The sequence below is a fragment of the Donghicola eburneus genome (assembly GCF_900115865.1).
GTDB classification, from domain to species: Bacteria; Pseudomonadota; Alphaproteobacteria; order Rhodobacterales; family Rhodobacteraceae; genus Donghicola; species Donghicola eburneus.
This window is the reverse complement of the sequence record NZ_FOXY01000001.1, coordinates 72,495-97,820: the sequence shown is the minus strand read 5'-3', so window position 1 is coordinate 97,820 and position 25,326 is coordinate 72,495. Positions and strand designations below refer to the sequence as shown.

General features: G+C 59.7%; 18 protein-coding genes. 8 read left to right on the top strand and 10 right to left on the bottom strand.

Annotated features, from left to right (window positions below):
- The first annotated feature begins 244 nt into the window (after positions 1 to 244).
- The 3 genes from BM225_RS00440 to BM225_RS00430 all read left to right on the top strand — a co-directional run bounded on the left by BM225_RS00440 (position 245) and on the right by BM225_RS00430 (position 3,258).
- Positions 245 to 1,186 (top strand): class I SAM-dependent DNA methyltransferase, encoded by a 942-nt coding sequence (locus BM225_RS00440; RefSeq protein ID WP_092463640.1) that lies wholly within the window; start codon positions 245 to 247, stop codon positions 1,184 to 1,186.
- A gap of 94 nt (positions 1,187 to 1,280) precedes the next feature.
- A complete protein-coding gene (locus BM225_RS00435) occupies positions 1,281 to 1,763 on the top strand; it encodes a CAP domain-containing protein (RefSeq protein WP_092463638.1) in 483 nt (160 codons plus the stop codon).
- 103 nt (positions 1,764 to 1,866) lie between these two features.
- Entirely contained in the window at positions 1,867 to 3,258 is a 1,392-nt protein-coding gene (locus BM225_RS00430) for a glutamine synthetase family protein (protein WP_092463635.1), read from the top strand.
- A 9-nt stretch (positions 3,259 to 3,267) separates the two neighbouring features.
- On the opposite strand, the gene BM225_RS00425 is transcribed toward BM225_RS00430, so the two are convergent.
- Positions 3,268 to 4,914: a U32 family peptidase gene (locus BM225_RS00425; RefSeq protein WP_072705988.1), complete on the bottom strand. Its 1,647-nt coding sequence runs from the start codon at positions 4,912 to 4,914 to the stop codon at positions 3,268 to 3,270.
- Between the two features lie 156 nt (positions 4,915 to 5,070).
- Positions 5,071 to 5,559, bottom strand: coding sequence for a LysM peptidoglycan-binding domain-containing protein (locus tag BM225_RS00420; protein ID WP_072705987.1), 489 nt, complete (start codon positions 5,557 to 5,559; stop codon positions 5,071 to 5,073).
- A 336-nt stretch (positions 5,560 to 5,895) separates the two neighbouring features.
- Between BM225_RS00420 and BM225_RS00415 the strand changes: the two genes are divergently transcribed.
- Positions 5,896 to 7,833 carry a Hint domain-containing protein gene (locus tag BM225_RS00415; RefSeq protein WP_072705986.1) on the top strand — a complete coding sequence of 646 codons (1,938 nt, stop codon included), beginning with the start codon at positions 5,896 to 5,898 and terminating at the stop codon, positions 7,831 to 7,833.
- A 45-nt stretch (positions 7,834 to 7,878) separates the two neighbouring features.
- Here BM225_RS00415 and BM225_RS00410 read toward each other — a convergent pair whose 3' ends face one another.
- Positions 7,879 to 11,499, bottom strand: a complete 3,621-nt coding sequence (locus BM225_RS00410) for a M10 family metallopeptidase C-terminal domain-containing protein (protein ID WP_083595637.1) — start codon at positions 11,497 to 11,499, stop codon at positions 7,879 to 7,881.
- 125 nt (positions 11,500 to 11,624) lie between these two features.
- A complete protein-coding gene (locus BM225_RS00405) occupies positions 11,625 to 12,539 on the bottom strand; it encodes a LysR family transcriptional regulator (RefSeq protein WP_072705985.1) in 915 nt (304 codons plus the stop codon).
- A gap of 94 nt (positions 12,540 to 12,633) precedes the next feature.
- Between BM225_RS00405 and BM225_RS00400 the strand changes: the two genes are divergently transcribed.
- Entirely contained in the window at positions 12,634 to 13,530 is an 897-nt protein-coding gene (locus tag BM225_RS00400) for a Rossmann-fold NAD(P)-binding domain-containing protein (RefSeq protein WP_072705984.1), read from the top strand.
- A 43-nt stretch (positions 13,531 to 13,573) separates the two neighbouring features.
- On the opposite strand, the gene BM225_RS00395 is transcribed toward BM225_RS00400, so the two are convergent.
- From BM225_RS00395 to BM225_RS00385, 3 genes are all read right to left on the bottom strand, one after another.
- On the bottom strand, positions 13,574 to 14,572 hold the full coding sequence (locus BM225_RS00395) for an aldo/keto reductase (RefSeq protein ID WP_072705983.1): 999 nt from the start codon (positions 14,570 to 14,572) through the stop codon (positions 13,574 to 13,576).
- Positions 14,573 to 14,652: 80 nt separating this feature from the next.
- Positions 14,653 to 15,864 carry a multidrug effflux MFS transporter gene (locus BM225_RS00390; protein ID WP_072705982.1) on the bottom strand — a complete coding sequence of 404 codons (1,212 nt, stop codon included), beginning with the start codon at positions 15,862 to 15,864 and terminating at the stop codon, positions 14,653 to 14,655.
- A gap of 69 nt (positions 15,865 to 15,933) precedes the next feature.
- Positions 15,934 to 16,701, bottom strand: coding sequence for a hypothetical protein (locus BM225_RS00385; protein WP_072705981.1), 768 nt, complete (start codon positions 16,699 to 16,701; stop codon positions 15,934 to 15,936).
- Between the two features lie 457 nt (positions 16,702 to 17,158).
- Between BM225_RS00385 and BM225_RS00380 the strand changes: the two genes are divergently transcribed.
- Entirely contained in the window at positions 17,159 to 18,934 is a 1,776-nt protein-coding gene (locus BM225_RS00380; protein ID WP_083595636.1) for an OmpA family protein, read from the top strand.
- Between the two features lie 107 nt (positions 18,935 to 19,041).
- The gene (locus BM225_RS00375; protein WP_072705979.1) at positions 19,042 to 20,331 is read left to right on the top strand and encodes an O-acetylhomoserine aminocarboxypropyltransferase/cysteine synthase family protein; all 1,290 of its coding nucleotides are present in this window, start codon (positions 19,042 to 19,044) and stop codon (positions 20,329 to 20,331) included.
- Between the two features lie 69 nt (positions 20,332 to 20,400).
- Here the strand turns inward: BM225_RS00375 and BM225_RS00370 are convergent, their stop codons facing one another.
- From BM225_RS00370 to BM225_RS00360, 3 genes are all read right to left on the bottom strand, one after another.
- Complete coding sequence (locus BM225_RS00370; protein WP_072705978.1) at positions 20,401 to 21,771, bottom strand: aspartate aminotransferase family protein; 1,371 nt, start codon at positions 21,769 to 21,771, stop codon at positions 20,401 to 20,403.
- Positions 21,772 to 21,784: 13 nt separating this feature from the next.
- Positions 21,785 to 23,242, bottom strand: coding sequence for an NAD-dependent succinate-semialdehyde dehydrogenase (locus BM225_RS00365; protein WP_072705977.1), 1,458 nt, complete (start codon positions 23,240 to 23,242; stop codon positions 21,785 to 21,787).
- 115 nt (positions 23,243 to 23,357) lie between these two features.
- Complete coding sequence (locus BM225_RS00360) at positions 23,358 to 23,840, bottom strand: Lrp/AsnC family transcriptional regulator (RefSeq protein WP_072705976.1); 483 nt, start codon at positions 23,838 to 23,840, stop codon at positions 23,358 to 23,360.
- A 287-nt stretch (positions 23,841 to 24,127) separates the two neighbouring features.
- Here BM225_RS00360 and doeA point away from each other — a divergent pair, with 287 nt between their 5' ends.
- On the top strand, positions 24,128 to 25,324 hold the full coding sequence (gene doeA, locus BM225_RS00355; protein ID WP_092463629.1) for an ectoine hydrolase DoeA: 1,197 nt from the start codon (positions 24,128 to 24,130) through the stop codon (positions 25,322 to 25,324).
- Positions 25,325 to 25,326 lie beyond the last annotated feature (2 nt).

Genomic DNA, 25,326 nt, shown 5'->3' with positions numbered 1-25,326 from the left:
CTTCGTATCCGTCTTTTGGTTCGTGTCACGGGGGCCGTCGGTGGCCGCCCGCTGATGGGCTTTGCCAATATGGCGCGGTTCCAGAGGCGTTTTCTACCGAATACCTGCGCGCTCCGACAGATTATGCCGCTGCTGATTGGGCAGCCGTCCGCGCCGCTGTCCGCTATGCCAGCTTGACGCGGGAAAAATCAGGCGTAAATGCGCGATCGCGGACGCTGTGCTCCGTTCTATTTCCGAACCTTCGATGATTCCCGTTTTGATGTCTTCTGGCGATCTGATTGCTGATCGCCGTGCCGATTATGCCGAAGCGCTCTTGCCCGGTGACCCTGCGGCCGCTGCCGATCTCTATGCGCAGGCTCTAGAGTTGGCCCCCGCATGGACGGCCGGATGGTACCGGCTCGGTGACATTCGGGCAAAATTTGACCTGCCCGACGCAGATCAAGCGTTCGAAGCTGCGCTTGCCACTGATCCAACCGACCGGCTTGGGGCCAGCTTGCGTCTGGATATGCTGCGCGAACGGTCAATGACAGATGCTATGCCACCTGCCTTTGTCGAAGCCTTGTTTGATCAATACGCGCCGCGGTTCGAGACCGCGCTGATCGAGGGGTTGGCCTATTGCGGCCCACTATTGATGGCCGAGCAGCTTCGGGCCCCCATTGGCGCCGCGCTGGATTTGGGATGTGGCACCGGTCTGATGGGCGAAGCGCTGCGCCCCCTCTGCACCACACTCACAGGCTGGGATATTTCCACCGAGATGCTGCGCGCCGCCGAGGCCAAGGGCATTTACGATCATCTGGACAAACGCGACCTGAACCGCCTGTCCCCGCCCCAAGAGCGTTGGCAGGTGATCACCGCTGCAGATGTCTTCATCTATCTCGGAGCGCTAGAGAAGATCATCGGCTGGGTGGCTCTGGCTTTGGAAAGTGGCGGGCAGTTCGTCTTTTCCGTCGAAGAGCATACCGGCCCAGAGGCTTACGTTCTGCGCGACACTTGCCGCTACGCGCACAGTGCACACGCCCTACAGGATCTGCTAGATCAGGCAGGCTTCGACAGCCGCATTACCCGCGCTGTGCTGCGCGAAGATCGCGGTGCGCCGGTCTGGGCTCTGGTCGTTCATGCGGTCAAGCGCGGTCCTGCGCCATCGGCTGAACAAATCGACGTGGGCCACGCGGGAATCCCAGCCTAACAGGCAGAAAGCTGCCGGATGCGCAGGCTTTACACCCCAAGGGCGAGCAGTCCGTGTATAGTGGCACGGTCTGCTCCGTCCCGAAGGTGTCTCTATGTTTCGCTTTGCCCTCTGCGCTTTGGCCGCAATCTCGCTCTCTGCCTGTGTCGCAACCCCGCCATTGCCCAGCGAAACCACGCCTGCAGTTGCGGCACCCGTCGCTTCTGCCAGCAATGACGCCCAAATCATTGCCTTGATCAACGCAGAGCGGGCCAAGGTCGGGCGCGCCGCCCTCTCTCCAGATGTGCACCTTTCAGAGATTGCCCGGGAACATGCGGAACTTATGGTTCGGAACGACTTTTTCAGCCACGACGTACCGGGCGGCCTGACCTACGAACAGCGTATGGCTGCCGCGGGCTACGATGACAGCAAACATGGGGAAAACATCTCTTACGGTCGGCAGGACCCAAGTTACACGGTGGCGGATTGGATGGATTCGCGCCTGCACCGGAACAACATTTTGGACCGGAAGTTCGAAAAAATTGGCGTTGGATCGGCGCGGCCCTACTACTACGTAACCATTTTCTCTGATCGCTGACGGCCCCGCATTTCGCGCTTTTCAATCGGTCCCGTTTTCTATTTGATCAAATCCCGTAGCGGGCAAATGTGCGCCGTATTCCATTGATCAAGCGGGACCTCTCATGACCCAGCCCTGCCCTTCCGGCGCGAACCTGACTGAAGCCGAAGATTTTCTGAACGCTCACCCAGAGGTCGAAGCGGTCGATATCGTGCTGCACGACTCCAACGGGATCGGACGCGGCAAGATCATCCGGCGGCACGAACTGCTGGCTCTGTACAAATCGGGTCGGCATATCCCGATCTCGATCCTTGGTCTGGATATCTGCAGCGAAGACGTGCACGAAACGGGCCTATGCTGGGATCACGGCGACGGTGACTTGCGCGCCTGGCCCATCCCCGGATCGCTGAAATTGCTGCACAACACCCAGCCCGCCCGCGCCGAGGTGCTGCTGTCCATGTACGAACTTGATGGCCGTCCGATGGGATCGGACCCGCGCCACGCAATGCAGCGGCAGGTTGATGCCTTTGCCGCGCGCGGCCTGAAACCGGCTGGCGCATTCGAGCTGGAATTCTTTTTGCTGGCAAACGAACGGGACGCCTATGGCAGGGTGAAGCCCGCCAGCGACGTGCTGGATGGCCGCGCTCCGACTTACCGCACAGACGTCTATTCCGTGGACCACCTCCAAGGCATGTTGCCCCTGTTCAACGACATCTATGCGGGCGCCAAAAAGGCGGGGATCAATGCGGAAACCGTGATCTCTGAATTCGCGCCCGGTCAGTACGAGCTGACCCTCAACTACCGCGAAGACATCATGCAGGCCGCCGATGATCTGGTGTGCCTGAAACGGATCGTCCGGCAGCAAGCCCGCGCACATGGGGTCACGGCGTGTTTCATGGCCAAACCGATCGAAGAGCATCCAGGATCGGGGATGCATTTCCACGTCTCGGTGCAGAATCAAGCCGGTCGTAATATCTTTGCCGAAGAGCCTGGCGCGGGTTGGACTGACACCTTGCTGCACGCTTTGGGCGGTTTGCGTCAAACGATGGTCGAGTCCATGTTGGTCTTTGCCCCGCATCTGAATTCGTGGCGACGCTTTGCCAATCAGAGCTATGCGCCGGTGAACACTGCTTGGGGGGTGAACAACCGATCCGTGGCCCTGCGTGTGCCCGAGGGTGATCTGAAATCCCGCCGGATCGAGCATCGCCCTGCTGGCGTGGACGCCAATCCCTATTTGGTGGGGGCGACCGTTCTGGCGGGTATCCTGTACGGGCTGGACAACAAGATCGATCCCGGCCCGCAGACCAAAGGCAACGCCTACGAGACCGAAGACCGCGCCAACATCCCCCGCGACTGGCGCGAGGCGATTGACGCAGCCAAAGCCTCTGAGTTCCTGAAAACCGCCCTAGGCGCCGATATGCATCGCACCTTTACCGAGGTCAAAGCCGCCGAATACGCCCGCGTGGCGCGGACGATCAGCAACGTGGATTTCGACCTGTATCTGCACACTATCTAAGGGGCGCCCTTAGGCCAAGGGCTCCCGCATGTCGCGGTCCAGCATCTCACCGTGCTTTTTCTGCTTTAGCAGTTCGCGCGCCTTGGCGTACTCGGGATCGTTCCAGAACATCAGGCAGCCATTGCACCCGCGTCCGCAGCAGCCTTCGACACCCTTGCGGGACGTGCGGGCGCGTTTTTCCATGGTGTCAGAGCCAATGGCGTCTTGCAGCTTGCCGACCTGAGACTTGTACGCACCTTCGCGGGCGGTCTCGCCCAGTTCGATGCGTTGCGCGGTCTTGTCTAGCTTGAGGCGGCGCCAATCCTCGTCCAAGAGCATCGACTCTTTGCGGACGATGGTAAACGCGGGGAAGTTCCGGCGCACGGTCTCGGGGTCTTCGTGGTCGAACGCGCTGTAAGGGATGAAAATCACGTCCTGACGGCTGCCAAAGACACTCTCGACCGGCTTTTCGGGGCTCTTGATCGTGGTGTATTCATAAAGGCGCAGCAACACCGGTTCCGCGCGGCTGTCGGGCGGCAGGAATTCCATCACATCGCCCGCGTCCAGACGGCTGCGGACCTCTAGGACCAAGCCATCCTCACGAGCCTCGCGCACGATGCCAGCGTACTCCCACGGGGCCATCGCCTTTGTGTGTTCGTAGTTGTGGGCGTAATTCTGCAAGCGCCCTTCGTGGAAGGCGATCGTGTAGCCGCGGCTGCCTGCACCCTCTAGGTCGCGCATATACTCATCAGGCCGCCAGCCTTCGGGATCGCGATAGTAGTCGTCGATGGCACGGCGATAGGCGCGGGCCACGGTGGCCACGTAATAGGGGCTCTTGTTCCGCCCTTCGACCTTCAGGCTATCCACCCCGATCCGCAGCAGGTCGTTCAGCTTGGGCATCAGGCACATATCTTTGGAATTCAAGATGTACGAGCCGCGAATATCCTCTTCGATGGGCATCAACTCGCCCGGACGTGCGCCCTCTTCCAGCACCCATTCGAAGAGCTTGCTGTTGTTTTCGTCCAACTCCAGTTCCTTGATTGTACCGTCCTTGAGGCGCAGGTGCACCTTGTATTGCCAGCGGCAAGAGTTGGCGCAGTTCCCTTGGTTCGCGCCCCGCTCTGCCATGAAGTTCGACAAGAGACAGCGGCCTGAATAGGTCATGCACATCGCCCCGTGAACGAAGCTTTCCAGCCGGATATCTGGGCAGTGCTCGCGGATCTCTGCCATCTCGGCAAAGGTCACCTCGCGGGCCAGAACTACCAGTTCGGCGCCTTGATCCTTCCAGAAATCCACTGTCAGGGACGAGCAAACGTTCGCTTGGGTCGAAATGTGCAGGTTGATGCCGGGCGCGTGTTTGCGGACATAATGGAACACTCCCGGGTCAGCGATGATCACGCCGTCGGGCTGGATGTCTTTCAGCGTTTCCACATACTCGGCCAGCTTGGGAATGTCTTTGTTGTGGGTAAACAGGTTCAGCGTCAGATACACCCGCACCCCATGCTGGTGGGCAAAAGCGACGCCTTCTTTGATCTCTTCCAAAGAAAACTTTGACTTCGTCCGCAGGGACATGTCCGGCGTGCCCAGATAGACGGCGTCAGCGCCATACAGAACGGCGACCTTCAGACGCTCCAGCGATCCTGCGGGCATCAAGAGTTCGGAACGGCGGTCGGTCATGGCAAGGGTCTCGTGCTGGTCGCCCCCACCGCGTGAAAACCGGAAAAACGCCGGTACGATCGCAACGAGGACGAGTTGGCCAAATCAAAGGAGATGGCCGCCCCTTACCGAAAAGCCTGTCCCGTTACCAGCCGCTTTGGTCCCATGCCCCTGCGGTCAAATGTCGTTACGGGGAATCCGTAAGACTTGGCCCGAATAAATCTCGTTCGCATTGTCGAGAATATCCTGATTGGCGGCAAAGATCGGGCCATAATCTGGCGTACCGTACATGCGCTGCGCAACCCCGATCAGCGTATCTCCGGGCTGCACCGTATAAGGCTGCCAGCCCGAATAGCCCGGCAAAATGAGCGGGCCGTACAGGATCGGGATTGTTACCTTGGGTCCGTTTTCATTGCCCGTGTCGTCAGCAAGGGTCAGAAATACACGGCTCAGGGTAAAGGCTGTCTCGGGCGGGACTGTGACCGCCCCTTGGAACTGCTTCAGGCCCGTGGCACCCACCTGAATATGGGTCGCGAATTCGTCATGCCCATCGCTGAGACGTACGGTCATCGTCCCCTCAAACGCGGCAGCCATACCCGCGATCTGGATCGTTTCTGTTACCAGATCATAGGGCTGGGGCTGCTGGATATCGAGCGTCACTACCATCGGGACTCCCCTTCGGAAAACCGGAAAATTCACACAACTTAAGCGTGTATTGTCACTGATTCCCTGAAAACATGAAAGAGGGCGAAATTGTGGCGAAACACGTTATTGGAATTAGCGACCCAAATCCTTCAACTCAAAATCTAACTTACATTCCATTGATCTTATCAAAGAGGATGCAACATAAACTATCGATAAATACCAAAGATAAAGCCGTTGCAAACGTATGAGCAATCAGAGACCATTCCGTATAATATACGTAACTTCTACTTAATTGTGCCGCATTTGAAGCGTAGATTGTGAGGACGCTAACACAGTTCCGTAAGTGGTGAGAGTGCTATGTCTACAACGTTTCAAGTGATGTATCTGGGCCAGCTCGCGCTCATTGATAGTGTCCAAGGTGACGAAACGGCTGAAAATGCGGGCGCGATCCTCGGCTCCTATTATAACAGCACCGATCCGGCATACGACCACACTTACCAGCTGACGGCAGACCGCCTGAGCGAAGATGCGGACGACACCTACGATGTCGACAATGGCGGCGGTCACGACAGGTTTTTTGTCAACGGCACGGGGCCGTATGATTTCGACGCTGTCGCAGAATACCAGATCACGCTCACCTACATCGACGGCACAACAGCGAACATCACGGCTTACGTGTTTCAGGACACGACCGGGCACACATTCATCGCGCCCGAGACGACCTACAACGCCGATCAGGCTGCCCTGACGGACAAACCCATCCAGTCGGTCAGTCTGAACTCTGTCACCAGTTACACCGGTGACAAAGACGGCGACATGATCGCGTCGCGTGTGAACGAGCCCTATGCGGGCCCTGTCGACGGCACCAATGGCAATGACAGCATGGGCGTCGGCTACACAGACGCTCAGGGGCACGCGATCACAGAAGACGCGGATGTCATCTATGGTTACGACGGTGCGGACACCATTGATGGCGGAGGCGGTTCGGATCTGATCGAGTCCGGCGCAGGGTCCGACGTTGTTTATGGCGGTGCAGGCAATGACACTATCTATTACGGCACCGGCAACGACACGATTTATGGTGGTGACGGCAACGACCTGATCGATGACGAAGACGGGGTTCGCTACACCGGCTCAAACGAAATTCACGGCGGAGAAGGCAACGACACCGTCTATTCCGGCGATGGGTCGGAAACGATTTATGGCGATGGTGGCGACGACAACTTATTCGGCGAAGGCGGCAATGACACGCTCTTCGGGGGCACGGGCAATGACGTTCTCTGGGGCGGCAGCGGCGATGACTACCTCGCGGGCGAGGATGGCAACGACTGGCTTGTCGGCGAGGCTGGGAATGACACGCTTATCGGTGGCGCGGGCAATGACAGCCTATATGGCGGGACTGGCAACGATAGTATGCTGGGTGGCGACGGCGACGACACCTTTTACTATTTCGCGGGCGACGGCCTAGACACGATTGCCGATTTCGGCTTTGGCAACACCGGTTCGACCACCGACGGCATCAGCACAAACAACGACTTTATCGATCTGTCGTCCTACTACGACGCGATGAACGAACTGCGTGCCGACTTCTTGGATGACGGCATTCTCAACCAGTCGAACGCAGCAGACTACTCGAACAATACCCAGTTCCAGCCCGGCGACGGGATCGTGTTTCAGGGCGCGACCACGAGCGACTTTACAACAGACTCCACGGGCGTGGTATGCTTTACCACGGGCACGCAAATCCGCACGCCAGACGGCGACCGCCCGATTGAGGAGCTGAAAGTCGGCGATCTGGTCGAGACTTTGGATGGCGGCCCTCAGCCGATCAAATGGATCGGCACGTCGCACTATGACGAAGCGGCCCTGATTGAGAACCCCAAGCTGCGCCCCATCGTGGTCAGCGCCCGTGTCTTTGGCGCAGAGCGTGACTTGGTCGTTTCCCGTCAGCATGCCTTCCTTTTGCCCAAAGAGGACTTGCTCGCGCGGGCGATCCAGTTGGTCAAGATGAACGTGGCAGGTGTCCGCATCGCCCATGGCCGCAAGCGTGTCACCTACCACCACATCATGTTCGAAAAGCACGAACTGATCTATTCCGAGGGCATCGCGACCGAGAGCATGTATCCCGGCCCGCAAGCGCTGCGCGCGCTCTGCCCAGAGGCAATGGAAAGCTTGCTCAGGGTTTTCCCCGAATTCAAAGGGATAGAGACCCGCGAAGGTGCCGAGGCCGCCTATGGGCCCACCGCCCGCGAGATGATCGATATGTCAAACTGGCGCGCCGAAGCCGCCGCATAACGACAAAAACTAAAAGGCCTGACATTTTGTCAGGCCTTCGTCGTTTTACAGGATTTCCACGAAGGGTTTGATCTGATCTGGATCCTCGATATTCTTGAAACTGATCCAGTCCGTCTCCCCATACCGCAAGCTGAGGCGACCATCGATGATCGTGAACTCATAAGCCTCTGCACCAGCGATCACGATTTTGTCTCCTTCCTCTCCGTCGAAATCGGTGATCAAATCCTGACCGTGCCCTACCTTGAACTGAAAGGTATCGGCATTTTCGCCACCCGTCAGAACGTCGTTGTCGGCCCCGCCTACCAGAAGATCCTCGCCATCTTCGCCCTCTAAGGTGTCATTTCCAAAGCCGCCTTCCAGCGTATCGTTGCCCAAGAGGCCCCACAGCGCATTGCCCGATGTATCGCCCACGAGACTGTCTTTGAACTTGGTGCCGACGACGTTTTCGATCCCGCTCCAGGTATCCATGCCATAAGTGCCCAGATCGTCGTTGCCTCGCGCCAAGCGGAACGTGACCCCCGCGCCTCCGGAAGAGAAGTCCAGCCAATCCAATCCTGCGCCACCGACATAGCTGTCGTCCCCGTCGCCCTCGCGCATGACAAAGACGTCTGCGTTCGCTCCTCCATCGATGGTGTCACTGCCGCTGCCGCCAATCAGGGTATCTTTGCCGTCTGCGCCGGACAGGATGTTATCCCCGGCATCGCCCGTCAGGTGGTCGGCCCCATTGGTGCCCCGCAACGCCTCGAACCCTGATGCGGTAATAGAGCCAACGTCGGTGTCTTGTGACCCGACATTGGCCAAGCTGAATCGGACTCCGCTCAGGCTGCTGTCAAAGCCAAGGGTATCGTACCCCTCTTCGCCATAGACGTGGTCCACGCCGTCGCCAGCGAGCACGGTATCGTTGCCTGCCCCGCCGAACATGTGGTCGCGCCCGCCACCTCCAGAGAGACTGTCATCGCCGCCATAAGCAAGGAAAGTACTGTCCGAAGCGTCGCCAATGATCGTGTCATTACCCCCCGCGGTGGTGATGTTTTCGATCCCGCTCAGGATATCAGAGCCCTCGCCTTGGGCGGTCCCTGCAGACAGGTCCACAGCAACCGCAGCGCCGGAAGTGAACTCGGCCAAATCCGTCGCTGCCCCACCTTCGAGTGTGTCGTCGCCGCCTCCACCGTTCAGGGTGTCCATGCCACCGTTCGACCAGAAGTGGTTGTCTGATGCGTCTCCGGTAATGCTATCGTCACCTTCTTTGGTGATGACATTCTCGATGTTGACGAAGTCGACAGTCAGGCCAAAGTCGTCCTGATATTTTTGTTGGCCCAAATCGACGATCCGGTCAGACTTGCCCAGAAACTCTAGGGTGTCTTGGTCCTGTCCGCCATTGATCTGCTTTTCGCCAACCTCGACCAGGAACAGGTCATCCCCCTCTTGGCCAAGGATCTGTTCGAAGCCATCGCCGCAGATGACCGTGTCATTGCCCGAGCCGCCCTCGGCGGAATCGTTGCCATCGCCGGTTTCAATGCGGTCCGCCCCCTCTCCGCCGAACAGGGTGTCCGACCCTGCCCCGCCGATCAGGGTATCTTTACCTGCGTCACCAAAGAGGCTGTCGTTTCCCGTCCCGCCCTCAAGCGTATCAGCCCCGTCGCCGCCATAGAACGTGTCGTTCCCACGAACCCCCTGCAAAGAGTCATCCTGATCCCCGCCCGCCACTAGGTCGCCGCGGCGTGATCCATAGAAGTTGAGCTGGAGTGTACTTTCGACCTCAATCCGCTCGAACCGCGAAAACGCACCGGACTCCTCTTCGCTCAGCGCGGTCAAAGAGACGTCGTACCCATAAAGCGCATGATGGGCGTCCACGGCGACCATTGTGTAGCTATCCGCCTGAAACGTCAGCGTATCCTGCCCGCGTTCACCGTCGACAACAGCGTGAACCCCGTCGATATAGACCTGATCGTTGTGCCGTCCCCCCAACACCCCAGCGCCGTCCGCCTGCACCCAAAGCGTATCGTCCTGATCCCCGCCAGTAACTCTGGTCTCGTCCGTGCGGACATAGATTAGGTCACTCCCGCCACGAGCATCGACGTAATCCAGATCATTCCCGGAAACCGATGCAATAAACAGCGTGTCATCCACGCGCGATCCCAAGATACGCTCTATTCCGGTCAAGGTGATCGCGGTGCTCGTCCCCGTTTCCAAATCCTCGAGCAGGCCGTTTTCCAAGTCCAGCCCGAACCCGACAGCGCCGCTCGTCACGAAGCTCAGAGTGTCGCGATTGCCGCCATCGCCCCTGACTTCATAAGTGAAGGCACCAACCTCGTTGACCGCAAAAGTGTCGTTGTGGATACCACCCACAAACACGCCGCCATCCCCAAGGTACAGGTAGTCGCGCCCCGCATCACCGTACAGGGTGTCGAAGCCGTCCGCCCCATCTAGCGTGTCTTTGCCCGAATTTCCGCGCAACTCATCAGCGTCGTCTCCGCCATAAAGATGGTCTTTGCCGCCACCGCCAATCAGGGTGTCCTGACCCGCGCCACCGAGCAGCGTGTCGTTACCGCCCTCCCCCTCTAGGCTATCGTCACCGTCTTCGCCCCGCAGAGTATCGCGGCCCGCGCCACCCGTGACGGTATCGTTTCCACCGCCCGCAAAAACCTCGTTCTTGGCATTATTGCCAGTGATATGGTCCTTGGCGTCATCGCTGTAGACGTTTTCGATGACTGAACTGCTATGGATAAACAGATTATCCTTGCCCGACAGAATGTCGGAATAGGACCCCGGCGTCAGATCCAAACGCACGGCCACATCAATCAAAGACGAGCGCAGATTCAGAGTATCCTTGCCGCCCGTATCGATGATTGTCAGTGCCGGCGCATAGCTTCCACCCGCGGCATGGTTTTGCTCGACGATATCAAAATTCTCGTTGATGAAATCATGCGAAACGGTCCCGTCAAAGCCCCACTGGGTGGCGCGCTCTTCCATGCTGAGCTCGCGGCCGTAATGCACGTCCAGCGCAACCAGATCCACCTCGCGATAGGTCCACGGCTTGCCGTTAAAATGGAAGCGCCCCGTCTCGTACTCATTCGGTGCCACATAGGACATCAGTGAATAGCCGCGGCTGTCGTTGTCAAACACCAGATCGCTCTCGGTCTGTGAGCCGCCGTTGTAATCTCCCAAATGCCCAAGTCCGAGCAGATGGCTGAGTTCGTGGATAAACGTCGTCCTGTGATCAATCACGTCACGAGGGTTGTCGAAATTAAATTTCGAATTATCGAAGCTGATGTCTGGATAGTACTGGTAGTGGTCGCGGTCAGTGAAAATAAGGCTCAAACCCAAATCCGCAGAGGCCGCCGCATATTCTGTCCCGCCAAAGAACGAATCCCAGTCGTCAACGCGATGAATGTTGACGTCCCCGTCATCTCCGTCTGCAACCTTGAAAGAGACTTTGATGTCCAAGACGTCTGCAACATAGCGAAATGCCTCTTTCACAAGGTCCTTCATATCGCGGGAAATCGGATCATCTTCGTCAAAATGAACCTTGAGCTTGCCGTCTTTCGGGGCCCAGCCTTCGTCGTCAAAGTTGAATTTGCGCCAGTGGTCGTCTAATCCCCCCCGCCATTCCCAGTAGCCGTGACGCAACTGGTAGACCATGTCGTCGATTGAACCCTCTGCCATCTCTTCGCCCTCCCGTATGGGGCTGAGACCGTTGCCCCTCTGAGAAAAGCTAACCTAGGGTAAACAATCGTGTGGCGAGGACGTGAATATCTTTGGCGTGGCACGCTAACCCGTTGATGGGCGCCTCAAGGCGCTGTGGACGGGCCCGCGATATGGGCCAACATAGCCTGCTCGAGCGCGCGCCAAACGTGGTCGACCTTGGGCGTGTGACGCAACACTTCTGGTGCGGTTAGCCAAACAGGCAAAGCTGGCGCGGGCAGGTCTGGGAGCACCTGTTCCAGCGTCGGGTCCGCCGCACCCAGCGATACTTGCCCAAATCCGATCCCGCAGCCTGCGCGCACCATCTCCCAATACACCGATTGATTGTCTGTCCGCAGAGCAAAGCTGTCTCGCGTCGCCTCCATCCCCAAGGCGCGCATGCCGCGCAACAGCAGGTCGCTGCGATCGTAACCGATCATGTCGTGGTCGCGCAGATCCCTTAGGCTGGTGGGCCTCCCTCTTTGCTCCAAATAGCGACGCGCGGCAAAAGCTCCGATCAAGATATCCCCCAGATGGCGCGTGATCATGTCCAACTGACGCGGGCGATACATGCGCAAGGCAATATCGGCCTCGCGAAAGAGCAGGTTTTCCGTCCGGTCCGAGGGCACGAGATCGATATGCAAATGCGGCGCACTGCGCCGCACATCCGCCAAGACAGCGGGCAACACATAGTGAGAGATTGCCACAGACGCCGTGATCCGAACCGTGCCTGACAGGCTAGGCTCCGCCCCTGCAGCGGCGAGCCGCATTTGCGTGGCGGCGTCCTCCATCCTTTTCGCGTGGGGCAGCAAAGTCCGCCCTGCTTCGGTCAGGGCCAGCCCCCGCGGCTGGCGATAGAACAACTCGACCCCCAGCGCCTGCTCCAATGCATGCACCTGTCGGCCCACCGTTGGCTGCGACGACCCCATCGCCCGTGCCGCACCGGACAAGGAGCCCGCTTGCGCTACGCGGGCAAAGACTTTCATTAAGGTCCAATCCAAGTCATCGAGCGAAATATTCATTCATAAATGGATATCATACACCCGAATTCATTCAATTCCCATTCACATCAGAATGACCAAAGCTCCTAATCATCAATGCATTCGGGAGAAGATGATGAGCGAGACAGTGCTAATTCTAGGGGCCTCCGGTAAAATCGGGCGACAAGCGGCAGCGGCGTTCGGCGCAGCGGGATGGACAGTGCGTCTCTATGAACGGCGCGCCGGAGACATGGTCCGCCAAGCAGAAGGCGCACAGGTTATCGTGAACGGGCTGAACCCGCCGAACTATCACAATTGGGCAAAACTGGTCCCGCAGATCACTGCACAAGTGCTGGATGCAGCCCGGTCGTCGGGCGCCACTGTGATCGTCCCGGGCAACGTCTATGTGTTCGGCGACACGCCCGGCCTCTGGTCGGAAACCACACCTCATCGCCCTGTCAGTCGCAAGGGCCGCATCCGCGAAGAGATGGAGCAAGCCTATGCGGCATCAGGTGTGCAGACGATCCTTCTACGGGCTGGTGACTTCATCTCTGGGACCGCTGGGGATACCGATCTGATGAGCCACGTGCACTTGCGCGGGCTGGGCCGCGGTGTCGTCACCTCTCTTGGTCCGCCAGACACGCTACATGCCTATGCCTATCTGCCTGATTGGGCGAGATGTGCGGTCGGGCTGGCCGAAAAGCGATCCACGTTGCCTGTTTGGACAGACGTCAGCCTTGGTGAGGCGAATTTTACGGTCACGGAACTCGCCGACACCCTATCAGAGGCCCTCGGGCGCCCGCTACGGATCAAGGAATTCGGCTGGTGGCAGATGCGCTTGGCCGCGCCAGTCTGGGAGTTGGCGCGGGAACTTCTAGAGATGCGGTACCTGTGGGCGACGCCCCATGGTTTGGACCAAAGCAAACTCGAGGCTCTGCTACCCGACTTCCGGAACACAGATTTAGCGACAGTCATGTGCTCTGGATTGGGACCGGCAAAGCGCCCTCGCCCCACGGCCACGCGCCCGACATGAGTCTTTTGGGCAAAAAGAAGCCGTAACGCGAGGAGCAGTGCGGTCAGCAGTAGCGCTCTGGCCCGAGGTTCTGCGCTTCGGAGTAGCGATCGCCTGCGGCCCAACCAACGGGCAAGACCTCTTCTATGCGGGCGAAATCGCTGTCGGTCAGCTGCAAATGCCCGCCTTCGACCAGTTGGCGCAGGTGAGCTGTCGAGCGGGTGCCCGGGATGGACAGGATTTGCGGTCCTTGGGCCAAGACCCAGCCGTTGGCGAGGCCAGCCGTGCTGACGCCCATTTCGGCCGCGAGCTTGGCAAAAGCCGCCGCACGTTCAAGATTGCGGTTCAGGTTTTCGCCTGTGAAGCGCGGATTCACCCCAAGGAACGGGTTTCCCGCAGCACGCGCCGCATCGGGCGGGGTGTCAGTGAGCAGCCCACGACCAACCGGCGAAAACGCGACCATCGACGTCCCCATCCGCGCGCATTCCTGATTCATTCCCATCTCTGGCAGCCGCGTCGAAAGCGAATATTCGTTCTGAACCGCATCAACGGGATGCACCGCAGCAGCGTCTCGCAAGGAGTAAGGTGCAATTTCCGAGAAACCGAAGCCACCGATCTTGCCTTCTTTCTTCAGCGCAACGAGTGTTTCGGTGACCTCTTCGATCGGGATGCTGTGTTGGCGGCGGTGCACGTAGAAGAGATCTACCTGTTCGAGTCCCAATCTTTTGAGGCTGCCTTCGAGTTGGGTGCGCAAGTGCTGCTCTGAGTTATCAAAGCAGCGCTCGCCCGTGTCGGGATTGCTGGTAATGCCCGCTTTGGTCGCAATGACAAAAGGGCTCTCGCCGCCGTTGGCCTTGAGAAACTGGCCGATCACCGTCTCGGACCGCCCCATTCCGTAGATGTTCGAGGTGTCGATGTGGTTGATGCCAAGCTCCAGCGCCAGTTCCATCACATCGAAGGATTCCGCTTGGTCGGTTGGGCCGTAGAAATCGGAAAAGCTCATGCCGCCTAGGCCAATGCTGGACACCATTTTGCCGGTATGACCTAGGGGGCGACGTTCCATTTCTAATTCCTTTCAAGGCTCAAATTTGCCCTTAACGAATACTCTATCCCGCGCCGGATCAACGGAAAAATGCGCTAGTTCTACGGTGCGGGGACCGGAGCGCGGCGGGGACGACGCGCCGCGATTTCTGACAGCAGCAAGGCGGCAGCTCCGGCAAACAGGATCGCACTGCCCATGGGTGTGACCGTGCCAGCGTAAAACGCCGAAGCCGCGAGGGCGACGCCCGTGGCCACTAGACTGGAGAGCGATGCGATCAGCGATGCCCCCAGCCCCGCGACCTGCCCCAAATCCAGCATCGCCATGGCGTTCAAATTGCCGAACAGGATGCCGATGGCACAGAACGCCGCAAACCCGGCACTCAGGAAGAGCCAAAGTGGCGGGTGGCCCTGCGAAACCAGAGCCGCACTCGTCATGGTGGCCCCAGACAGGCTTAGCCCGATGAACCCCGCACGGGCCATCACATCGGAGCCAAATCGCTGGACCAGTCTGCCATTCAGAAAAGACGCAAGGCCGATGCCCGCAGCCAGTCCCGCGAAGAGGTAGGGGAAACCATGCGTGATCCCATAGACATCCGCGAAGACATCAGCGGCAAGGCTCAGGAACGTGAGTTGCGCGCCAAAGACCAATCCCGTCGCGACGATCAACAGGCTCACTCGGGCACAGCCCAAAATCCGGAACGCATTGCGCCCCAACCGCCGTACCGACAGCGGCACACGGCGCTCGGGTCTCAGGGTTTCGGGATGGCGCAGCGTCAGCCAGCCGCCAAGCAGCAGAGCGGTGACAAGGTATCCGCCAAAGATCATCCGCCAGCCAAAGCTGCCCGCGATCCATTGCCCGACAGCAGGGGCGACCATGGGCACGAGGATGAAAAGCGTGAACAGAAACGACATAACCCGCGCCATGGCATCGCCTTGGTACTGATCACGGATCATCGCACGCGTCGCGATTTTGGGACCAGAAACCCCTGCTCCTTGGAGGATACGGCCAAGGATCAGCCATTCCAGCGATCCGGCCCACAGGCATATCAGCGTTCCGCAGCCATACAGCACCAGCCCCCCGACAAGCGCGGGCTTGCGACCCATCGCGTCGGAAATCGGCCCCAAGCAAAGCTCGCCAAAGACCATGCCAAAGATAAACAAAGACACGACATGGTGCGGATCAAGCATTGCGGTCGGGGGAAGCTCTGCCTCGATCAGCCGCAGCGCGGGAAGCAACGCATCGATGCTGAGCGCGGTCAGCGAGGTCAGAAGCGCATAGAGGACAAGGCGTTCCCGCCATACAATTCGGTTCATATTTCGGGTTAGAGCATACGCGCCGCGAAAACCGAACCACTTTCGCTCCGTTCCGCGAGCCAGTTTATGCTAGTCCGATGTTGCGGGATCAGCAGGCACCGGCTCTGTTGGGGTCTCTGGCAATGTGGCAGGCGCGTCCTCTGGCTGCGGGATCACAAAGCCCAGATCCCCGATCCGCGTGTCGCGCCCAAAGTCCTTGTACCGGAGCTGACCATTCACGATATACAGGCGCGAGACCCGATAACTGGTCCATGTCATCGGGCGGCCATGGGTGTTCCAACTTTTGGCCAGCTTCAGCAGATGCGTTTCGCCTGTTTGCAGATCCTCGGGAGTGACGGAGGCATCCATTTGCTCTGCTGCAACGGTCAGGTCGACCACGCGCAAAAAATCCGGATCCGCATTCTCCGACAAGTTCTGCAGGACGGGCAGCACCTCTTCGGGGGATGTGCGACGATCATCCACGGCATAATAGCAGTAGCCCTCGTAAATCAGACTGCCCCCGCCCACGATCGCAGCACCGATGATTGTCGCTGGCGCAGTCAAGACAGCCGCAACGCCGCCCATGCTGCCCAAGACACCCGTCGTGCCTGTCGCTGCAGCCCCCGCTCCGGCGGCGCCAGCCGCCGTGACTGTGCCGCCAGAGACAACTTGAGTTAGGGTATAAAAGCCCGCAGCTTTGGCCGCAGAGCCAGCCGTTTGCAGTGCCGCTCCAGAGTGCTGTTTGGCCACAGAGGCCCCTGCACCGACAAGCGCGCTTGGGCGGTAATCACACAGTTCTGCCGCCGCGCTGGAGCCTAGGGCGACCGCGAATAAGGAGCCAAGAAGGATGGGTTTCATGAAAACTCTCAGACAAAGAGGACAGAAGGCCTGCCAACCGGAATCGCGGGATTGGATGAGATCGGCACCGCAGCCAAACTGCCTTTCACGGCCCCTGTCTAATCACAGCCGCGTTAGCTGAATTGCTCGCGATATCGCGCTTATGTGGAAGAACAGGTTATATCCGAATTGCGGCAGACGCGCTGAAACAGCACGACAAATCTCAGTCTTTCATCGCAACGGTCGCCAGACGCAGAGTTGCGAGGCGGCGAACAATTGCCAGTGCACCTCTAGTGACCTGAACTCACAGGACAATCTGCCGAGCCGCGCGCAAGCTGACGCTCAGATACCCCCGATTTCTGCCCGCAAAACGGGCAAAACACACCACACGCATTCCGAGCCCTGAGGAACCTCGGCCCGTTGAAAGGGTTGAGGCCCCAACGCGCGGCGACGCCGCAATTGGTTAGGGAGACGTATTTTGAAAACCTTTAAGAATTCGACGGCGCTTGTACTGGCACTCAGCATGTCGATCCCCCAGCACGGCATTGCCCAGCAAGAGGCTTTGGATTTGAACGATGTCCCCGACGACATTCGCGCACAGGTCGAAGCCTGCATCGCAGAGACCGGCGACGAAGGACAATGTTACACCGATTTGCTGACCTCACAATTCGAGGCGCTGCAAAACGGTGATCCGGAACAAACTGCAGAAGCCGAGGCTGAAGAGCAGACCGAACCAACTCAGGCCGCCGAAGTTGAGGCTGAGGCCAACGCAGACGTGAGGGCCGAAAACGAGGCTGAGTCTACTGCTTCGGTCGAAGCCGAAACGCAGACAGAGGTCGCGCCCGAAACAGCGGAAAACGCGCCAGAAGCAGCTGCGGAAGCCGATGCGCAGGGCGTAGCGGAAGCCAACGCGTCAACAGCAGACGCAGAAGCTGACCCCGCACCCAAAGCCGCCCAGGCCGAGGCTGACGCCCAAGATGCGCAGGGCGTGGCGGAAACCAACGCGTCAACAGCAGAAGCAGAAGCGGACCCCGCCCCCAAAGCCGCCAAAGCCAAGGCTGACGCCCAAAAGGCAGCCAACGCTGAAAAGAAAGCCAAGAAAAAGAACAAACTGACCAAAGAAGAGCGTCAGGCCCGCAGAGCCCAGAAGCAAGCTGAAGCAGAAGCGGCGCTAGAGCAATCGCTCGCCGCCGAAGAAGAGGGCGGCGCGTCGACTGCAGCGGCCTTGGCCGATGCGGACAACGCTGACATGGACGCCGAAGCGACCGAAGAGACCATCACTCAGGACACGGCCCGCAGCTCGGACGAAGACTTCAACACACGCGTCAGCCAAGATGCCAACAACGATGATGACGAGGCTGATGAAGAGGGCATGACCAACTTCGAGAAAGCCGCACTGGCTGGCCTTGCCGCGCTTGCCGTCGGGTCGATCCTGAAGAACGGCAGCCAAGTGGCATCGAATTCAGGCGACCGCGTTGTGCTGGAACAACCCGACGGCAGCTACCGCGTGATCAAGGATGATGGCGCCCTGCTCCGTCAGCCCGGCACCACGGTTCGTACGCAAACCTACGACGATGGCTCCAGCCGCACCATCTCGACCCGCGAGGACGGGACGCAGATCATCACCATTTACGACAGCCAAAAGCGTATCGTCCGCCGAGAGCGGGTCGAGCCGAACGGTGACCGCTATGTGCTGGTCGACGACAGCCGCGAAACCGCGCCCGTCGAGGTGACCGAGCTGCCCGAAGCCGATGTGAACGATAGCATTACCACGGATGATCAGGACGCCCTGCGGGCGGCTCTTGCGCAACAGGCGCAAACCGATCGCAGCTTTAGCCTCAGTCAGATTCGCCAGATTTCGCAGGTGCGTGCACTGGCTCCTTCGGTTGCGGTCGAGAATGTAACCTTTGCTAGCGGGTCGGCAGCAATCCGTCCCGAGCAGGCCGAAGCCCTCTCTGAATTGGGCACCGCGATCCGTGACCGTATTGCCGAAAACCCGCGCGAGATTTTCCTTGTCGAAGGGCACACGGACGCAGTGGGCAATGGCGCGTTTAATTTGGCGCTGTCGGACCGCCGCGCGGAGTCGCTGGCTCTGGCATTGACTGAATATTTTGAGGTACCGCCAGAGAACCTCGTGGTCCAAGGGTATGGCGAAGAGTATCTGAAGGTCGAAACCCTAGAGGCCGAAGAGCGCAACCGCCGCGCGACTGTTCGCCGGATCACGGATCTGCTGCGCACGGCACAAGCCGACTAAGCTGGCTGCCCCCGGAATTTCTGGGGGCACCACCGATACCTATGAAATCCCATTGATGGTCCTCCTCTCATTGTTCTAGGCTCCGCGTGAAATGAGGAGGAGTCATCATGAGCGAGCAATCTTTGGGATTCGGCACTCTCGCCGTCCACGCGGGCACAGAGCCTGATCCGGCCACCGGCGCACGCCAAGTTCCCATCTACCAATCCACATCCTATGTCTTTCGCGACGCAGAGCACGCAGCGCGTCTCTTCAACCTAGAAGAAGTCGGCTACATCTACTCGCGCCTGACCAACCCGACCGTGTCGGCGCTGGCCAACCGCGTCGCAGCGCTCGAGGGCGGCGCAGGGGCGATTTGCTGCTCGTCGGGGCATGCTGCACAGATTATGGCACTGTTTCCGCTGATGGGACCGGGCTGCAATGTGGTCGCGTCCTCGCGCCTGTACGGCGGCACGATCACGCAGTTCAGCCAGACGATCAAACGCTTTGGCTGGTCGGCCACTTTCGTGGACACCGACGATCTGGAGGCCATCAAGGCGGCCATCAACGAAGACACCCGCGCCCTGTTCTGCGAGACCATCGCAAACCCTGGCGGGTATGTGACCGATCTGGACGCGATGGCGAAAATCGCGGACGAGGCTGGCATTCCTCTGATCGTCGACAACACCACAGCGACACCCTACCTCTGCCGCCCCATCGACCATGGCGCGACGTTGGTGGTGCACTCGGCCACCAAATACATGACCGGCAACGGCACCGTGACCGGCGGCGTGGTCGTGGACTCAGGAAAATTCGACTGGTCCGCATCGGACAAATTCCCCTCGCTCTCCGCGCCCGAGCCTGCCTATCACGGCCTGAAGTTCCACGAGGCGCTGGGGCCGATGGCGTTCACATTCCACTCGATTGCCGTGGGTCTGCGCGATCTGGGCATGACTATGAACCCGCAGGGCGCGCACTACACGCTGATGGGCATCGAAACGCTGGGTCTGCGGATGCAGCGCCACATCGAAAACGCCAAGGCCGTGGCAGAATGGCTGGAAAAAGATCCTCGCGTCGAAGGCGTGACCTTTGCTGGCCTGCCGTCCTCGCCCTCGTATGAAAAGGCGCAGCGGATCGTGCCCAAAGGCGCAGGCGCACTGTTCACCGTGGCGGTCAAAGGCGGCTATGACGCCTGCGTCAAACTGGTGGATAGCCTGAACCTGTTCAGCCACGTGGCGAACCTTGGGGATACGCGCAGCCTGATCATCCATCCGGCATCGACCACCCACCGCCAGCTGGAAGAAGAGCAACAGATCAAAGCGGGCGCGGCCCCGAATGTGGTCCGCATCTCGATCGGGATCGAAGAGGTCGAGGACATTATCGCCGATCTGGATCAGGGTCTGGCCAAAGCAACGGCCTGATCCCTGCCCTGACGCAAAAGAAGCGCGGCCCCGATTGGGACCGCGCTTTTTGTTACAAACGGTGGGAAGTTATCCCAGAACCTTTGCCACGGCTTTAGCGGTCTTCTCGGCCACCTCGTCCGCCTCGGCCTGTGTCAGGCAGAACGGCGGCGCAAAGCCAAGGATATCGCCCTGCGGCATCGCGCGGCCGATCACGCCCTGCTCCAGCAGCGCTGCAGCAACGCTGGGCCCGACTTTCTCTGATGCATCAAAGAAGGTGCGGCTGTCGCGGTCTGCGACGAACTCGATCGCGGCCATCATGCCCTCGCCGCGAATTTCGCCGACATTTGCGTGCTCGGACAGAGCATTCCGCAGAGCCGCCTGGAAGTAGGCGCCATTCTCACCTGCCGCCTGCACAAGGTTCAGCTCGTCGATCAGCTTTAGGTTGGCGACACCCGCCGCTGCGCCAATGGGGTGCGCCGAGTAGGTCCAGCCGTGGCCGATGGGGCCGTTTTCGTCGGTGCCCTGCTCCAGCACTTTCCACATCTTGTCGCTGACGATCGAACCGGACAGCGGCGCGTAGGCCGAGGTCAGACCCTTGGCGATGGTGATCAGGTCAGGCTTCAGATCGTAGTGAAGCGAGCCGAACATGCTGCCCAAACGGCCAAAACCGGTGACAACCTCGTCGGCGATCAGCAGGATGTCATGCTTTTGAAGGATCGGCTGGATCGCCTCCCAATAGCCTGCGGGCGGGGGCACGATGCCGCCGGTGCCCAGAACAGGCTCGCCGATAAAGGCTGCGATGGTGTCCGCGCCCTCGCGCTCGATCAGCGCCTCCAGTTCGGCAGCGCAATGGGCCACGAACTGCTCTTCGGTCATCGAAACATCGTTGCGTCGATAGTAATACGGCGCCTCGGTGTGGATGACTTGGGTCAGCGGCAGGTCGAACTTCTTGTGGAACAGTTCCAGACCCGTCAGCGAGCCAGTCATCAGGCCCGACCCGTGGTAGCCGCGCCACCGCGAGATGATCTTCTTCTTCTCGGGGCGGCCAAGGATGTTGTTGTAGTACCAGACCAGCTTGATGTTGGTCTCGTTCGCATCAGAGCCGGACATGCCGAAGTACACCTTGGACATGTGGTCCGGGGCGCGGTCCAGAACCATTTTGGCCAGAGTGATGCTGGCTTCGGTCCCGTGACCCACATAAGAGTGGTAATAGGCCAGTTCACGCGCCTGATCGGCAATCGCATCAGCGATATCGGTGCGGCCATAGCCCACGTTCACGCAATACAGGCCAGCGAACGCGTCCAGCAGCTTGGTGCCGTCACGGTCCTCGATATGGCAGCCGGTCGCGGTTTTGATCACGCGCTGGGGCGCCTCGCCTCGGGCAAACTGGCCCAGATGGGTCGAGGGATGGAAGAAGTTTTCGCGATCCCACTGTTCGAGCATATCGTTTCTTAGCATAGGTCCTCTCCTGTCAGCCCCAATCGCGGCAGACGTATTTGATGTCAGTGAATGCTTCGAGGCCTTGGCGCGCACCTTCGCGCCCCAGACCGGATTGTTTGACCCCGCCAAAGGGGATCGGCGCGCCCGTCACCTTGGTCCGATTGACCGCCACCATGCCGAATTGCAGGGCGCGGGTCAGGCGGTAGATGCGGCGCGGGTCCAGACTGTGCACATAGGCGACCAGTCCGTATTCTGTGGCATTGGCGCGCTGAATCGCCTCTTCTTCGGTGTCAAAGGCGGTAATTGGCGCGACAGGGCCAAAGTTCTCTTGGCTCATGATCGCAGCGGTGTCGGGCACATCGGCCAGCACCGTCGGCTGGAAAAACAGCGGGCCAAGGCTCTCGTCCACAGCGCCGCCGGTCAGCACTTTGGCGCCGTTGGCCAGTGCATCGGTGACTTGCTCGACCTGCTTCTGGATCGCCTTTTCGTTGATCAACGGTCCGATATCGGGGTCGTTCTGGCCGCTTCCCATGCTCAGGGCTTGGACCGCTTGGGTGAAACGTGCGCAAAACTCGGCGTAAACCTCGCGCTGCACGTAAATGCGGTTGGCCCCTAGGCAATCCTGACCAGAGGTCGCGAACTTGGCTTTGACAGCTTCAGTGACCGCGCGGTCCAAATCAGCGTCATCAAAGACGATGAATGGCGCGTGACCGCCCAATTCTAGCACCAGACGTTTCACCGTATCTGCGGACTGGCGATAGAGCAGTTTGCCCACTTCGGTTGACCCAGTGAAAGACAGCGCCCGCACACGCGCATCAGCAGTCCACTCGCCTACGATGGTGGCGGCGTCGCCCACCACAGTGCTCATGACCCCCTCGGGGAAGCCTGCGCGGCGGGCCAGTTCGGCCAGAGCCAGCGCGGACAGCGGCGTTTCGGCAGAGGGATGGATGATGACCGTGCAGCCCGCAGCCAAGGCGGCGGCGGCTTTGCGGGTGATCATCGCACTGGGGAAGTTCCACGGCGTAATCAGTGCAGCCACCCCCACGGGTTCACGCCACAATTCCATCTCTGCATCGGGCAGATGGCTGGTGACGCCCTCGATATTCGGGCGCAGCGCCTCTTCGGCATAGAACCGGACAAAGCTGGCGGCGTAGTCAATCTCGCCCCGCGCTTCGCTGATCGGCTTGCCCTGCTCGGCGACCATGATCTGGGCCAAATCCTCTTTGGCATCGAGGATTAGGTCGTGCCAACGGTGCAGCAGGCTAGCGCGATCTTGCGGCAGCATCCCCGCCCAATCGCCAAAAGCCTCATCGGCCGCATCCACGGCAGCGCGGGCACCGATGGCGTCGCTTAGAGCGACCTGCGCCACCAGATCACCAGTGGCAGGATCGCGGACGGCCAGCCGCCCCTGCCCTGCGAAATCTCCGTTGCCGCGCAGGAGGGCCGCGTCAGTAATCCATGGCGTCAAACGCTTCGACATCTCGGTCATGGCTGTGGTCTCCTTTCACCACGACCTTAGACCGCCCCAGAGAGAGGTTTTCGCTGTTCTAAGTGAAAACGGCAGAGAGGTTCTCTTTTCCCGCGGCCTTGGCTAGAGGAAATCTCTAGTCCCCGCGCAAGAGGCCCATGGCGGGCGGATCGGCTTTGATCGGCTTGGTCACGATATAGCTGTAGTAGCGGCGCACGCCCGCGCGGCTTTCCAGCAGACCGTCCATAAGCTCTTGGAAAGTGGCGACATCTGTCGTGACCATCTGCATCAGATAATCATAGCCGCCACCGATCGCCCAACAGCCCGTCACTGCGTCCATCCGGCCCACGGTACGCTCGAACAGTTGAAAACTCTCTGCTTTGTGGCTTTCCAACTCGACCGTGACAAAGACCTGCACGTGGGGACCCAACGCCTCTAGGTCGATTTCGGCGCGGTAGCCGCGGATCAGGCCCGCCTTTTCCAGACGCTTCATCCGTTCCCAGCATGGCGTCGGAGACAGGTTCACCCGCGCCGCCAATTCGGTTTTGGCGATCCGGCCCTCGCGGCTGAGGGTGGCTAGAATGGCGATATCTCGGTCATCAAGGCGGGTGCGGTCCATGCACAGGTTGTTCCGCGAGGCGCAAGGATTTGTCAATCCAAGACATAATCTGTCCTTCCGTATGGGCGGACCCAGAATTTTCATCTCTCCCACTTGCCGAGCGTTCATGAGATTGACAGGATCGCGCTATCGCATGACCGGCGGGCCGATTTGGTCCCGACCGAGACCAAGCCCGACCGCCTGACCCGATCAGGCAAGGCCACCTTGGGACACCTCTGGCGCGATGCCCCGCCCTGTTTTTGGCCCAGCCAAAACGCAGGTCGGCACGACTTGAACGAAAGGCCTACATGAACAAACTGCAACGAACACCAGAGCGGTACACCACCGAAGAGTACCGCGCGCGGCTGGTCAAAATCCGCGCCAAGATGGAAAAGCAAGGGCTCGATATGCTGATTGTCAGCGACCCTTCGAACATGTCTTGGGTGTCTGGCTATGGGGGCTGGTCCTTCTATGTGCACCAGTGCGTTGTGATCGGGCCCACGGGTGATCCGGTCTGGTTTGGCCGCTCTCAGGACGCCCAAGGCGCCTATCGCACGGTCTGGGTTAGCCGCGACAACGTCATCGGCTATCCCGACCATTACGTGCAGTCGACGGAAATCCACCCGATGGAATACCTGTGCGACCGCCTGACCGATATGGGCTGGGACAAGGGCACCATCGGCGTCGAGATGGACAACTACTGGTTCTCGGCCCGCGCCTTCGAGCGTCTGCAAAACGGCCTGCCCAACGCGAAATTTAAGGACTCGACCGGCTTCATCAACTGGGAGCGCGCGGTCAAATCCGAAAAAGAGCTGGAATACATGCGCCAAGCCGCCCGCATCGTCGAGCGGATGCACCACCGCATTGCCGACAAGATTGAGGTCGGCGTGCGGAAATGCGATCTGGTGGCGGAAATCTACGATGCGGGCCTGCGCTACGACGAATGGTACGGCCATGGCGGCGACTATCCCGCCATCGTGCCCCTGCTGCCATCGGGCCCAGACGCCGCCGCCCCGCACCTGACGTGGGACGACCTGCCCATGAAAGAGAACGAAGGCACGTTCTTTGAAATCGCGGGCTGCTATCAGCGCTACCACGTGCCCCTATCGCGGACGATCTTCCTGGGCAAACCGCCGCAAGAGATCATCGAAGCGGAAAAGGCCGTGCTCGAGGGCATGGACGCGGGCCTAGAGGCTGCGCGGGCAGGCAACACCTGTCACGACATCGCAGATGCATTCTTTAAGTCTTTGGAGAAGCGTGGGATCGTCAAGGACAACCGCTGTGGCTACTCCATCGGTCTGAGCTACCCGCCGGATTGGGGCGAGCGCACCATGTCCCTGCGCCGCGGCGACATGACCGAGTTGCAGCCCGGGATGACTTTCCATTTCATGACGGGCCTGTGGATGGAGACTTGGGGCTACGAGACCACAGAGTCCATCGCCATCACCGACGGCGCACCCGAGGTCTTTTGCGACCTGCCACGCAAGATGCTGGTGAAAAGCTAGGC

Coding starts and splice junctions, on each gene's coding strand:
- BM225_RS00440 (WP_092463640.1), top strand. CDS start 245: ATGATTCCCGTTTTGATGTCTTCTGGCGATCTGATTGCTGATCGCCGT.
- BM225_RS00435 (WP_092463638.1), top strand. CDS start 1,281: ATGTTTCGCTTTGCCCTCTGCGCTTTGGCCGCAATCTCGCTCTCTGCC.
- BM225_RS00430 (WP_092463635.1), top strand. CDS start 1,867: ATGACCCAGCCCTGCCCTTCCGGCGCGAACCTGACTGAAGCCGAAGAT.
- BM225_RS00425 (WP_072705988.1), bottom strand. CDS start 4,914: ATGACCGACCGCCGTTCCGAACTCTTGATGCCCGCAGGATCGCTGGAG.
- BM225_RS00420 (WP_072705987.1), bottom strand. CDS start 5,559: ATGGTAGTGACGCTCGATATCCAGCAGCCCCAGCCCTATGATCTGGTA.
- BM225_RS00415 (WP_072705986.1), top strand. CDS start 5,896: ATGTCTACAACGTTTCAAGTGATGTATCTGGGCCAGCTCGCGCTCATT.
- BM225_RS00410 (WP_083595637.1), bottom strand. CDS start 11,499: ATGGCAGAGGGTTCAATCGACGACATGGTCTACCAGTTGCGTCACGGC.
- BM225_RS00405 (WP_072705985.1), bottom strand. CDS start 12,539: ATGAATATTTCGCTCGATGACTTGGATTGGACCTTAATGAAAGTCTTT.
- BM225_RS00400 (WP_072705984.1), top strand. CDS start 12,634: ATGAGCGAGACAGTGCTAATTCTAGGGGCCTCCGGTAAAATCGGGCGA.
- BM225_RS00395 (WP_072705983.1), bottom strand. CDS start 14,572: ATGGAACGTCGCCCCCTAGGTCATACCGGCAAAATGGTGTCCAGCATT.
- BM225_RS00390 (WP_072705982.1), bottom strand. CDS start 15,864: ATGAACCGAATTGTATGGCGGGAACGCCTTGTCCTCTATGCGCTTCTG.
- BM225_RS00385 (WP_072705981.1), bottom strand. CDS start 16,701: ATGAAACCCATCCTTCTTGGCTCCTTATTCGCGGTCGCCCTAGGCTCC.
- BM225_RS00375 (WP_072705979.1), top strand. CDS start 19,042: ATGAGCGAGCAATCTTTGGGATTCGGCACTCTCGCCGTCCACGCGGGC.
- BM225_RS00370 (WP_072705978.1), bottom strand. CDS start 21,771: ATGCTAAGAAACGATATGCTCGAACAGTGGGATCGCGAAAACTTCTTC.
- BM225_RS00365 (WP_072705977.1), bottom strand. CDS start 23,242: ATGACCGAGATGTCGAAGCGTTTGACGCCATGGATTACTGACGCGGCC.
- BM225_RS00360 (WP_072705976.1), bottom strand. CDS start 23,840: ATGGACCGCACCCGCCTTGATGACCGAGATATCGCCATTCTAGCCACC.
- doeA (WP_092463629.1), top strand. CDS start 24,128: ATGAACAAACTGCAACGAACACCAGAGCGGTACACCACCGAAGAGTAC.